At 68.0% G+C, this 12,236-nt stretch carries 8 protein-coding genes; 7 read left to right on the top strand and 1 reads right to left on the bottom strand.

All coding sequences use genetic code 11. From position 1 onward, the window contains the following. Positions 1 to 10: 10 nt before the first annotated feature. Positions 11 to 2,770, bottom strand: a complete 2,760-nt coding sequence (ppc, locus tag ML539_RS07045; RefSeq protein ID WP_243321993.1) for a phosphoenolpyruvate carboxylase — start codon at positions 2,768 to 2,770, stop codon at positions 11 to 13. A gap of 143 nt (positions 2,771 to 2,913) precedes the next feature. On the opposite strand from ppc, the gene ispH reads away from it, so the two are divergent. From ispH to ML539_RS07010, 7 genes are all read left to right on the top strand, one after another. After that, entirely contained in the window at positions 2,914 to 4,635 is a 1,722-nt protein-coding gene (ispH, locus tag ML539_RS07040; RefSeq protein WP_243321992.1) for a 4-hydroxy-3-methylbut-2-enyl diphosphate reductase, read from the top strand. An 81-nt stretch (positions 4,636 to 4,716) separates the two neighbouring features. Beyond that, positions 4,717 to 4,998 (top strand): hypothetical protein, encoded by a 282-nt coding sequence (locus tag ML539_RS07035; RefSeq protein ID WP_243293331.1) that lies wholly within the window; start codon positions 4,717 to 4,719, stop codon positions 4,996 to 4,998. 212 nt (positions 4,999 to 5,210) lie between these two features. Then, on the top strand, positions 5,211 to 6,035 hold the full coding sequence (locus ML539_RS07030; RefSeq protein WP_243321991.1) for an SDR family oxidoreductase: 825 nt from the start codon (positions 5,211 to 5,213) through the stop codon (positions 6,033 to 6,035). Positions 6,036 to 6,065: 30 nt separating this feature from the next. Next, positions 6,066 to 8,864: a DNA polymerase I gene (gene polA / locus ML539_RS07025; RefSeq protein WP_243321990.1), complete on the top strand. Its 2,799-nt coding sequence runs from the start codon at positions 6,066 to 6,068 to the stop codon at positions 8,862 to 8,864. 133 nt (positions 8,865 to 8,997) lie between these two features. Then, complete coding sequence (locus ML539_RS07020) at positions 8,998 to 10,116, top strand: isocitrate/isopropylmalate dehydrogenase family protein (protein ID WP_243321989.1); 1,119 nt, start codon at positions 8,998 to 9,000, stop codon at positions 10,114 to 10,116. 7 nt (positions 10,117 to 10,123) lie between these two features. Next, a complete protein-coding gene (locus ML539_RS07015; RefSeq protein WP_243321988.1) occupies positions 10,124 to 11,032 on the top strand; it encodes a hydroxymethylglutaryl-CoA lyase in 909 nt (302 codons plus the stop codon). Next, positions 11,029 to 12,228 carry a CoA transferase gene (locus ML539_RS07010; RefSeq protein WP_243321987.1) on the top strand — a complete coding sequence of 400 codons (1,200 nt, stop codon included), beginning with the start codon at positions 11,029 to 11,031 and terminating at the stop codon, positions 12,226 to 12,228. The genes ML539_RS07015 and ML539_RS07010 overlap by 4 nt, the downstream gene beginning before the upstream one ends. Positions 12,229 to 12,236 lie beyond the last annotated feature (8 nt).

The raw sequence follows: 12,236 nt of genomic DNA, 5'->3' as shown, positions 1-12,236 counted from the left end.
AGGCCCGGCTTCACCCGCTGTTCCGAAGCCCTGCCGCGATGCCATTGATGGTGAGCAGGATGCTGCGCACGGTGAGGTCATCGCTGTCGCGGGCCTGATCACCGGCGCGGTAGCGGCGCAGCAGCTCCACCTGGAGGTGATTCAGGGGGTCGATGTAGGGGAAGCGGTGCTGGATGGAGCGCCTCAGGGCGGGATTGTCCTCCAGCAGCTGGTCCTGTCCGGTGATGGCCTTCAGGGCCCGGATGGAGGCTTCGCATTCCTTCTGGAGGCGGCCGAAGATCCCATGTCTCAAGCTCGCGTCTTCCACCAGCGCCGCGTAACGTGATGCGATTCCGAGGTCCACCTTGGCCAGCACCATGTCCATGCTGGAAAGCAGGCTGCGGAAGGTGGGCCAGCGGACATGCATCTCTCTCAGCAGGGTCAGGCCCCGCTCCCCGTGCTTCTGCTCGAAAGCCGAAACCGCCGCGCCGAATCCGTACCACCCCGGCAGCATCACGCGGCATTGGCTCCAGCTGAAGACCCAGGGGATGGCCCGGAGGTCGGTGATGGCCCGGCTCGCCTTCCGGCTGGCAGGCCGCGATCCGATGTTGAGCCGGGCGATCTCGGCGATGGGCGTGGATTCCCAGAAGAACTGCTCGAAACCCTCGGTGCCGTAGACGAGCTCGCGGTAGGCCCGGCAGGCCTCGTCCGAGAGCTCATCCATGGCCTGCGCGAACCGCGGATCCAGCCCGGAGCCATCGGCACCGGGAAGGCTCGCCTCCAGAGTGGCCGCCACCAGCACTTCCAGGTTTCGGCGCCCCACGGCCGGATGGCCGTACTTGGCGGCGATCACCTCACCCTGCTCGGTGAGCCGGATCTGGCCCTGCACGGCGCCCGCGGGCTGGGCCAGGATGGCCTCATAGCTGGGGCCACCGCCCCGGCCCACGGAACCGCCCCGCCCGTGGAAGAGCCGGAGGCGGATGCCATGCCGCTCGGCCATCGCCACGAGGCGCAGCTCGGCCTTGTAGAGTTCCCATCGCGAGGTGAGGAAGCCACCGTCTTTGTTGCTGTCCGAGTAGCCCAGCATCACTTCCTGCACGCCCCCGCGGCTGTCCAGCAGGCGGCGGTAGAGGGGCAGGGCGAGCAGGCTGTCCAGGATGCCGCCGCAGCGCTGGAGGTCTTCGATGGTCTCGAAGAGCGGGATGAGGTTGAGGTCCAGGCGGCCTTCCGCCGGGCGCAGGATCCCGCCCTCCCGCAGCATCACCGCCGCTTCCAGGAGGTCGGAGAGGCTTTCCGTATGGCTGACGATGCAGCTGGGGAGCGCCTCAGGGCCCAGGCGGCGCTGGGCTCCGGCGGCGGCCAGGAACACATCCAGCTCGCTCCGGGTCTCCGCACTGTAGGCCAGGTAGGGCGAGGCGAGGGGGCGGGGGCTCTCCAGCTCGGAGGCCAGGATGGCCACCCGCTCCGCTTCGCCAAGGCCCAGGTACCGGGCGCCAGGGCGCACCGCCTCCAGGAGCTCGGCCACCACCCGCTCGTGGACATCAGAACTCTGCCGCAGGTCGAGCGGGGCGAGGTGGAAGCCGAAGACGGACACGGCCCGCCGCAATTCCCGCAGGCGCCCCCGGGCCAGTCGGCGCCCGCCGTGGGTCCGCAGGGAGCGGTCCAGGGCGTCCAGGTCGGCCTTGAGCTGGGCAGGGGAATCGTAGGGCTGGGGACCTGGCGCGGGGGCTGCCTCCACAGCCGCCTCCTTCCGGTGGGTGGCCGACAGCCGGTCGAAGATCAGGGACAGGGCGCGCCGGTAGGCTTCGTCCGCGTGCCGGAGGGCCTGGTCCGGGGACCGTTCCGCTAGGTCCAGGACCGCCTGGGAGGCGCCGGACACCTGCAGGCTCAGGGACAGCTCCTCCGCGAGGGCCCGGGTCTCCCGCAGCAGGTGCTCGAGGATGACGCGGGACTGGGTGCGCAGGGTCTGCTGGAGCACCTCGGCCGTCACGAACGGGTTGCCATCCCGGTCGCCGCCGATCCAGCTGCCGATCTGGAGGAAGGGCGGAAGCTCCGTGTCGCCCCAGGCGGAGTCCTCCCCCAGGCGGTCCTCCAGGTCCGCATAGAGGGCCGGGACCTCCCGCAGGAACGTATGGTCGAAGGTGGAGAGGGCGCTGGAGACTTCATCGGCGACCGCGGGGCGCTGGGGGCGCAGCATGCGGGTCTGCCACAGCAGCAGGACCAGGCGCTGCAGGTGCTCATCCTGCAGGGCCGCTTCCCTGGGCGTCTGGGCGTGGCGGTCCCGCTCGTCCAGGAGCCGGGCGATGCCCAGGTGGGCGTTGAGGATGCTCTTGCGGTGGACTTCGGTGGGATGGGCGGTGAGCACCGGCCGGACCAACGCCCCGCTGAAGAAGGCGCGCAGGTCTGCCGCAACCAGCCCCGCCTCGGCGGCCCGGTCCAGGGCATGCTCCAGGGAACTGGGCCTGGGCGCGGCGTCCTCCATGTGGTGGGCCCGGGAGCGCCGGATGTGATGCTGATCCTCCGCCAGGTTCGCGAGCTGCGAGAAATAGCTGAAGGCCCGGACCACCAGGATGGCGTGGCTGGGGCTGAGGCGCTTCAGGATCGCCTTCAGCTCATCGTCGGTGCCGGATTCCCGGGTCCGCCGGAAGCGCACCGAACTCTGCCGGATCCGCTCGATGAGCTGGAAGACCTCCTCGCCCTCCTGCTCCCGAACCGTATCCCCCAGCAGGCGCCCCAGGGTGCGGATGTCCTCCTTCAGGGGGAGGTCCTTGTCGGAGGGCGTGACATCCATGAGGGGATCCCCTGGAAACGGAAGCCGGGCGGAGTGGAGCCAGAGTAGCCGATCGGCCCGATCCCATCCCGCCCGTCCGACACGCGCCCGACTCGCGGTATGATGAATATCTTGACCAACCCGGTCAAGTTTATGGGGCTCCCATGAAAGTCATCGTCGCCAAGACCGCAGGGTTCTGCTGGGGAGTGAAGCGCGCCATGGACGCGGTGCTGGAGGCCTCCGTGCGCAACGACGGCCGCAGCGTGCAGACCCTGGGCCCGCTCATCCACAATCCCCAGGCCCTGGAGCTCATCGGCCGGCGCGGCGTGGGCGTGGCCGAGGCGCCGGACAAGGTGAAGAACGGCACGGTGGTGATCCGGGCCCACGGCATCCCCATCCAGGACCTGCGGGGCCTGAAGGAGCGGCAGAAGAAGGGCGAGCTGAAGATCGTGAACGCCACCTGTCCCGAGGTGGCGAAGGTCCACCACAAGATCAAGAAGTGGAGCCCCAAGGGCTATTTCACCGTGATCCTGGGCAGCCACGGCCATGCGGAGAGCGTGGCCCACCGCAGCTTCGCGGAGAACGGCTCGGTGATCGTCTCGACCATGGCCGAGGCCGAGGCGCTCACGGACGAGCAGCTGAAGAAGGTCCTGGTGGTGGCCCAGACCACCTTCACCGTGAAGGACTACCACGCCATCACGGACTACCTCCGCTCCCGGGCGGTGGATGCGGTCTTCGAGAACACCATCTGCGAGGACACCTGGATGCGCCAGGACGAGGCCCGGGAACTGGCCCGCACGGTGGATACCGTCATCGTCGTGGGCGGCAAGACCTCCAGCAACACCAAGCATCTGGCCGAGCTGGCCCACCACTACGGCAAGCCCGTCCAGTACGTGGAGACGGCCGCAGAACTGGATCTGGGGGCTTTCACGGGCCGCGAGACTGTGGGCGTGCTGGCGGGTGCGTCCACTCCCACCTGGCTGGTGGACGAGGTGGTGGATGTGCTGGAGCAGCTGGGGGACGGCCCGAGCCGCTGGCGCAGCTTCCTCCAGGCGACCTTCGGCAGCTCCTCGCTGATGGCGGTGGGCGCCGCGCTCATGACCCTCGGCGTCCACAAGTGGCTGGACCTTCGCATGGGCTGGCGCTATCCGCTCCTGACGGGGACCTACGTGCTGGCCATGTACCTGCTGACGCCTTTCCTGGACCCCCTGGGCCTGGGCGCCAAGGGGCCCGCGCGGGCCCGGTTCCTGGAGCGCAACCGCAGGGTCCTCGTGGCCCTGGGGGTGGTGGCGCTGCTGCTCACCCTGGGGCTTGCGGCGAGCCTGGGGCTGAATGCCCTGACTGTGGCAGCGGCTGCTTCTCTGGTGGGTGCGGGCTACAAGCGGCGCTTCCAGGTCGGCGGTTGGATCCTCAGCCTCAGGAAGGTTCCCGGCTCCAAGGATGTGGTGGTGGCCCTGGCCCTGGCCACGGTGGCCGTCATCATGCCGGTCTGGCAGGAGGGCCGGGTCTGGGACCTCCGTGCCTTCGCGGCCATGTTCCTGGTGGGGGTGCTCACCTTCGTCCGGACGGTCATCTACGAGATCCGGGACATGCAGAACGATCAGATCGTGGGGAAGGAGACCCTGCCCATCTTCATGGGCAAGTCCGTCACCAAGGCGGTGCTGGTGGGCCTCCTCGGGACGCTGCTGGCAGGCACCCTCTGGCTCACCTTCGAGAACCGCCAGCACGGGCATCCCCTGGCCGTGGCCCTGGTGCTGGTGGCCTGCGCGGCCTATCCCGTGCTCTACCTCTGGCTCTACCACGAGCGCTTCACGGCGGGAAAGCACCGCTTCGAGCTGAGCGTGGACCTGAGCTTCTGGCTGGTGGGACTGCTGGCACTCGTGTAGTTATTGCCCTCGTGTAATTCTTGCCCTTTCGCAAGAGACTGCTAGCCTTGGGGCACCTTTTCAAGGAGAGCCCTTATGCGCATGAAGTCGCTTGCCGTCCTTTCGGCCACGGCCATCCTGGGCGCCGCCCTCGGCTGGGCCGCCGCCGCCGCCAGCTACCAGAAGACTGGCACCGTGAAAGAAGTGGCCCCCGACAGCTTCACCCTGGACCTGGGCAAGGAAGCCTGGCGCTTCTACACCGACGGCGGCACCGCCGGCAAGGAGGCCCTCAAGGTTGGCGACAAGGTGACCGTCACCTACAAGCAGGTGGCCACCAAGATCGAAGCCAAGGCTGCCGCGAAGGCTCCCGCCAAGAAGAAGTAGGCCACGATGATGGATGATGCCTCGGCGGTCTCGCGTATGGCCGCAGGCCATACCGAGAAGAAGAAGTAGGCCACGATGATGGATGATGCCTCGGCGGTTTCGCGTATGGCCGAAGGCCATGCCGAGAAGAAGAAGTAGTTTCGCCGAAGGCGGTACCTGCAAAACGGGGCGCGTTCGCGCCCCGTTTTGCAGGTGTGTGGAAAGATGAACAGATGCGGAACTGGGTTCTCATCACGGGGTGTTCGACGGGCATCGGGCGGGCCCTGGTGCCCCTCTGCCGCGAGGCGGGCTGGGGCGTCGTGGCCACGGCCCGGCGACCGGAAACGCTGTCGGACCTGCCCGCGGGCGAGGACCTGCGCATCCTGTCGCTCGATGTCACCGACCCGGTCAACATCGCCGCCGCAGCCACCGCCTGCGAAGGTCTTCCCCTCAAAGCCCTCATCAACAATGCCGGCTACGGCCAGGTGGGGCCTCTGGAACTCCTGCGCGCGGAGGAGCTCCGCGCTCAGTTCGAGACCAATGTGATCGGCCTCCACCAGATGACGAACGCCTTCCTGCCCCTGCTGAGAAGGGAGCCTGGCGCGCGCATCCTGCAGGTGGCCTCCATGCTCGGCCGCCTCTCGATCCCCCTGGCGGGGCCCTACAACGCCTCCAAGCATGCGGTGGTGGCCCTGGCGGAGACCCTGCGGCTAGAGGTTGGGGAGGAGGTGGCCGTGGTGCTGGTGGAACCCGGCGCCATCCAAACGGCCTTCCGGGAGACGCTGACCAAAGCCTGGGGCGACCTGCCCGAACGGGCCCGGGGGACGCGCTACGAGACCATCCTCGCCCGCTACCTGGCCGTGCGAAGGCACCAGGGCGAGCGCTTCGCCATGGACGCGGAGCGCTGCGCCCGGAAGATCCTGAAGGCTCTGGTGGCCAAACGCCCTCCGCGCCGCGTGACCATCGGCCGGGACGCCTTCTGGGTGGGCAAGGTTAAGGCCCTCCTGCCTGCGGCCTGGTGGGAGCGCATCCTCCGCCGGGCCTACGGGCTGAGGTGACCCTGAAGCGAGTCCTGCCAGACTGGGGGCATGTCCGAAGACCGCCTTTACCTGATCGACACCTTCGCCTTCATTTTCCGCGCGTACTTCGCCAATCCGCGGCTGAAGAACGGCGCCGCGTACACCTTTACGAGGCTGGTACTCCAGCTGCTGGAGAAGCACAAGCCCACGCACATCGCCTGCGTGTTCGACATGCCGGGGCCCACGTTCCGGCACGAAATCTACCCCGAATACAAGGCCAACCGGGCGGAAATGCCCGAGGACCTTCGGCCCCAGATCCCCATGATCCGCCAGCTGGTGGAGGCCCTCTCCATCCCCATCGTGGAGCTGACGGGCTACGAGGCCGACGACGTCATGGGCACCCTGGCGAGGGAATCCGCCGCCCACGGCCTTCCGGCGGTCATCGTGAGCCCGGACAAGGACCTGCTCCAGCTGGTGGACGACGGCTTGAAGATCCAGGTGCTCAACACCAAGGACGGCGAGATCTGGCACGACCGCGAGGGCGTGAAGGCCCGCATGGGCGTGTGGCCCGAGCAGGTGGTGGACTTCCTCAGCCTGGTGGGAGACGCCTCGGACAACGTGAAAGGTGTGCCGGGCATCGGTGAGAAGGGCGCGGCCCAGCTGCTGGAAAAGCACGGCAGCCTGGACGGCGTCATCGCCGCCAAGGCCGACCTCAAGCCCAAGCAACGGGAGGGGCTGGATGCCGCTGCCGAGTGGCTGGACCTCACCAAGCGCCTGGTCACCGTGGTGACCGACCTCGACCTGCCCCTGCACCCGAAAGATCTCACCTATTCCGGCGTGGACGAGGCCAGGGCCCGGGAGACCTTCAAGGCCCTCGGCTTCCAGACCCTCACCAAGGAGTTCACGCAGAGCGCCCAGGCGGCGGGTAGCGTTCGGACCTACCGCGCCGCGGCCACGGTGGCGGACCTGGAAGCCGCCGTGGCCGCCTGCCGAGCCGCGGGCCGCTTCGGGCTTGACACCGAGACGACCAGCCTCGATCCCACACGGGGCCACATCGTGGGCCTCAGCCTGGCCTGGACCGCGAACGAGGGCCTCTACGTGCCCCTCGCCCACCTCAAGCCGGCCACGGTGGACACAGAGGGGGCGCTTCCGGGCCTGCTTCCGGATTCCGGCCTGCCCGACGCGCTGCTGGATCTGCGGGGCGATCCGGAAGCCTTCTTCGGGGAGCTGGCACCCCACCTCGACTCCCGGAACGTGCCCTTCGCGCAGGCCCGGCGTGTCCTCTCCCCGCTGTTCGCGGATCCCGCCGTGGGCAAGTGCGGCCAGAACCTGAAGTACGACCTCCAGGTGCTCGCGCGGCATGGCCTGCCCGTGTCCGGCCTGGCCGACGACAGCATGGTGCTGAGCTTCCTCCTCGACAGCGGCGTCCGCCACAACCTGGACGACCTCTCCGTGCGCCACCTGGACGTGAAGCCCATCGCCTTCGAGGAGGTGGTGGGAAAGGGCAAGGCCCAGAAGCGCTTCGACGAGGCTGTGTTCGAGCAGGCCGTGCAGTACGCCGCCGAGGACGCGGACCTGGCCCTCCAGCTCTGCGGCAAGCTCCGGGAGCGGCTTACGGACGGCCAGCTGAAGCGGCTCTACGATGAGGTGGACCTCCCCCTGGTGGACGTCCTGGCCGCCCTCGAAGGCCATGGTGTCCGCCTTGATCTTGACGTCCTTTCCCTGCTCGCCGCGCGCATGCGCGGCGAGCGCGAACGCGCGCAAGCCCGAGTCCTCGAACTCGCCGGCGAGCCCTTCAACCTCAACAGCCCCACCCAGCTGGGCGGCATCCTCTTCGGCAAGCTGGGCTTCAAGCCCGTGAAGTTCACCGGCAAGACCAAGGCCCCCAGCACGGACGAGGACGTGCTCCAGGAGCTGGCGGAGAAGCAGGGCGCCGAGATCGCGAGCGAGCTGCTGCGCCATCGCCAGATGGTGAAGCTGCTGGGCACCTACGTGGAGGCCCTGCCCCAGATGGTGAACCCCGTCACGGGCCGGGTGCACACCCGCCTGCACCAAGCGGCGGTGGCGTCGGGGCGGCTGGCTTCCAGCGATCCCAACCTCCAGAACATCCCCGTCCGCACGGAGGAGGGGCGGCTCATCCGGGGCGCCTTCGTGCCCGAGCCCGGCTGGGTGCTGCTGGACGCCGACTACAGCCAGATCGAGCTGCGCGTGGTGGCGGCCCTGGCCGAGGATCCGGTGCTGCTGGGAGCCTTCGCGGCCGGCGAGGACATCCACCGCCGCACGGCATCAGAGGTCTTCGGCGTGCCCATGGACCAGGTCACCTCGGAGCAGCGCAGCGCCTCCAAGGCCGTGAACTTCGGCTTGCTCTACGGCCAGGGGGCCTTCGCCCTCGCCGCCAACATCGGGGTGAGCCAGAAGGAGGCCAAGGCCTTCATCGAGCGATACTTCGAGCGGATGCCGAAGGTGGCGGCCTGGATCGAGCATGCCAAGGAGCGCGCCCTGGCGGAGGGCCTGGTGCGCACCCACTGGGGCCGCATCCGGCGCATTCCCGAGCTGGAGAGCCCCAACAAGCAGTTCCAGGCCCAGGGCCTGCGCGAGGCCGTGAACACCATCGTCCAGGGCACCGCTGCCGACCTCATGCGCCGAGCCATGGTGCGTCTGCACCGAAGCCTGAAGGCCTCGGACCTTCGGGCGCGCCTGCTGCTCCAGGTCCACGACGAGCTGCTCCTGGAGGCGCCGCCCGAGGAGGTGGCGCGGGCCTCGGCCCTTCTGAAGGAAGCCATGGAGGGGGCGGACGACCTGGGCCCCCTGGGCGTGAAGCTGGCGGCGGAGGTCCGGACCGGCGACAGCTGGCTGGCCGCCAAGTAGTTTTTGACGATCTGTAGGTCCGGAGAGCCGAAACGCACGTTTTCGACAGGATTTGTGATGGCCGCCCGGGCTCGAACTTAACGGGGAGGTCATGATTGGGCCCAACCGCAGACCCCTGCGAAGGAGCCTGATCATGAGCCAGTTCAACATCGCGTGGTTGCCCGGCGACGGCGTGGGCGTGGAAGTGATGGAGGCCGCGAAGATCTGCCTCGACGCGCTGAAGTTCGACGCCAAGTACACCCATGGGGACATCGGCTGGGAGTTCTGGTGCAAGGAGGGCGAGTCCTTCCCCCAGCGCACCATCGATCTGCTGAAGCAGAGCCACGCCGCCATGTTCGGTGCCATCACCTCCAAGCCCGTGAAGGATGCCGAGGCTGAGCTGGTGCCTGAGCTGAAGGGCAAGGGGCTGGTGTACCGCAGCCCCATCGTCCGCATGCGCCAGATGTTCGACCTCTACACCTGCCTTCGCCCCTGCAAGGCCTATCCGGGCAACCCCCTGAACTACCAGGACGGCATCGACATGGTGGTGTTCCGCGAGAACACCGAGGACCTCTACTCCGGCGTGGAGTTCAGCCCTGTGCCTGACGAGCTGAAGCAGACCCTCAAGGCGCTGAGCAAGCCCTTCGGCCACTTCGCGGACCTGCCGGGCGACGAATTCGCCATTACCTGCAAGGTGAACACGAAGAAGGGCTGCGACCGCATCATCCGCGCCGCCTTCGAGTACGCCAAGACGTTCAACTATCCCAAGGTCACGGTCATCCACAAGGCCAACGTCGTGCGCGCCACCGAGGGCATGTTCCTGGAGACCGGCAAGCGCATCGCCAAGGAATACCCCGGAATCCAGATGGACGACGCCAACGTGGACGCCATCACCATGTGGATGCTGAAGAATCCCAAGAACTACGGCGTGATGGTGGCCACCAACCTCTTCGGCGACATCATCAGCGACCTGGCGGCCCAGATGGTGGGCGGCCTTGGCTTCGGCTGCTCCGGCAACATCGGCGAGAAGCTGGCCGTCTTCGAGCCCAGCCACGGCAGCGCGCCGAAGTACGCCGGCCAGTACAAGGTGAACCCCATCGCCACCATCCTGGCCGCCAAGATGATGCTGGACTGGCTGGGCGAGACGGAGAAGGGCGCCCGCCTCGAGAAGGCCGTGGCCGCCGTCATCGCCGAGGGCCAGGTCCGCACCTACGACATGGGCGGCAGCGCCTCGACCCTCGACATGGGCGAGGCCATTGCGCGGAAGCTCTGAGGTCGCCATGGATCGCATCCTCATCCATGAAGTCGGCCCCCGCGACGGCCTCCAGGTCGAAGCGGCGGTGGTGCCCACGGAGCTGAAGCTCGACTGGATTCGTCGCGTTGCGGATTCCGGGGTGGACATCGTCCAGGTGGGCTCCTTCGTGCGGGGCGACAAGGTGCCCCAGATGGCGGACACGGACGACCTGTTCCGCACCCTCGCCCAGGAGACCCACCGGGCCCTGCTGTCCGGCCTGGTGCTCAACGAGAAAGGGCTGGAGCGGGCGCTCGATGTGGGCGTTCCGCTCATCTGCCTGGGCGTCTCCGCCTCGGAGACCCACAGCCGGAAGAACACCGGCATGGGCACGGACGAGGCCCAGCGCCGCATCATCGCCACGGCTCTGGCGGCGAAGCAGGCCGGACGGAAGGTCCAGGTGAGCGTCCAGAGCGCCTTCGGCTGCGGCTTCGAGGGCCCCATCTCCGAGGAACGTGTGCTGGGAATCGTGGCCGCCTACCTGGAGGCCGGGCTTACCGCCATCAGCCTCGCGGACACGGCGGGCCACTCGCACCCGGACCAGGTCCGGCGCTACGTGCGGAAGGTGCTGGAACTCGATCCGACTGCGGAAGTCACGGCCCACATCCACAACACCTACGGCCTGGGGATGGCCAGCGTCTACGCTGCCATGGAGGCCGGCGCCAGGGCCATCGAGACCAGCTTCGGCGGGCTGGGCGGCTGCCCCTTCACCAAGGTGGCGGCGGGCAACGTGGCCACGGAGGATCTCGTGCACGGCCTCCAGCGCACGGGTCGGCGCACTGACATCGACTTGGCGGCCCTCGTCGGCGTCAGCCGGGATGTGGCCAGGCACCTCGGCCGCGAACTCCCCGGCTGCGTCTACAAGACCGGCCCCATCGCAGCGAAGGTGATGGCATGACCCGGAAGATCCTCGAAGGCATCAAGGTCCTGGACCTCACGAACGTCCTGTCCGGGCCCTTCACCACGCTCCACATGGCCCTGCTCGGCGCGGAGGTCATCAAGGTGGAGAACCCCAAGGACGGCGACCTGGCCCGCAAGCTGGGCATCGTGCCAGAACTGAACAAGAAGCTCATGGGCACCAGCTTCCTGGCCCAGAACTGCAACAAGAAGTCCATCACCCTGAACACCAAGAGCCCCGAGGGCAAGGAGCTGTTCCGGAGGCTGGTGAAGGACGCGGACGTGGTGGTGGAGAACTTCCGGCCGGGCGTCATGGATCGGCTGGGCATCGGCTACAAGGCGCTCGCTGAGATCAATCCGCGGCTCATCTACTGCGCCATCTCCGGTTTCGGCCAGACCGGGCCGGACGCCCTGAAGCCCGCCTACGACCAGATCATCCAGGGCCTCTCGGGCGAGATGGCGGTCAACGGCGACGAGCGGCTGAGCCCCCTGCGCACGGGCTTTCCCGTCTGCGACACGGTGGGCGGCTTGAACGCGGCCTTCGCCGTCATGGCGGCCCTCTTCCACCGGGAACGCACGGGGCAGGGGCAGTCCATCGACATTGCCCTGCTGGACAGCATCATGCCCCTCATGGGCTGGGTGGCGGCGAACCTCCTCATCGGCGGCGAGCAGCCGGTGCTCATGGGCAACGACAACTTCACCGCCGCGCCCAGCGGCACCTTCCGCACCCAGGACGGCCACATCAACATCGCCGCCAACAAGCAGGAGCAGTGGGAGGCTGTCTGCGACGTGCTGGAGGTCCCCGAGCTGAAGACGGATCCCCGGTTCCAGGAGCGGGACACCCGCAAGAAGAACCGCCGGGAGTTGACTCCCCTTTTGGAGGCCCGGCTGGCCCAGAAACCGACCGCTTTCTGGGTAAGGGAACTGAACGCGAAGGATGTCCCCAGCGGCGAGATCCTGGGGCTGGAGGAGGCCCTGAGGCAGCCGCAGATTGCGCATCGCGGCGTGCTCCAGAAGGTGCAGGCGAAAAATATCGGTGAGATCGAGGTCTTCGGCCTCACGGCGCTGTTCGAGAAGACCCCCGGGTCCGTGGACGCGCCGCCCCCGGCACTGGGCGAGCACAACGCGGAGATCTACGGCGCCCTGGGATTGGGCGAGACCGAGCTGGCCGAACTGAAATCCAAGGGTGTGATCTGAGGAGGGTC

It is taken from the genome of Geothrix sp. SG200, assembly GCF_022808935.1.
GTDB classification, from domain to species: Bacteria; Acidobacteriota; Holophagae; order Holophagales; family Holophagaceae; genus Geothrix; species Geothrix alkalitolerans.
Note: the sequence above shows the minus strand (reverse complement) of the source record. Positions and strands in the feature narration are given on the sequence as shown.

Bases quoted from the DNA above. Each gene is read 5' to 3' on its own strand.
- ppc (WP_243321993.1), bottom strand. From the start codon at position 2,770: ATGGATGTCACGCCCTCCGACAAGGACCTCCCCCTGAAGGAGGACATC.
- ML539_RS07020 (WP_243321989.1), top strand. From the start codon at position 8,998: ATGAGCCAGTTCAACATCGCGTGGTTGCCCGGCGACGGCGTGGGCGTG.
- ML539_RS07035 (WP_243293331.1), top strand. From the start codon at position 4,717: ATGAAGTCGCTTGCCGTCCTTTCGGCCACGGCCATCCTGGGCGCCGCC.
- polA (WP_243321990.1), top strand. From the start codon at position 6,066: ATGTCCGAAGACCGCCTTTACCTGATCGACACCTTCGCCTTCATTTTC.
- ML539_RS07010 (WP_243321987.1), top strand. From the start codon at position 11,029: ATGACCCGGAAGATCCTCGAAGGCATCAAGGTCCTGGACCTCACGAAC.
- ispH (WP_243321992.1), top strand. From the start codon at position 2,914: ATGAAAGTCATCGTCGCCAAGACCGCAGGGTTCTGCTGGGGAGTGAAG.
- ML539_RS07015 (WP_243321988.1), top strand. From the start codon at position 10,124: ATGGATCGCATCCTCATCCATGAAGTCGGCCCCCGCGACGGCCTCCAG.
- ML539_RS07030 (WP_243321991.1), top strand. From the start codon at position 5,211: ATGCGGAACTGGGTTCTCATCACGGGGTGTTCGACGGGCATCGGGCGG.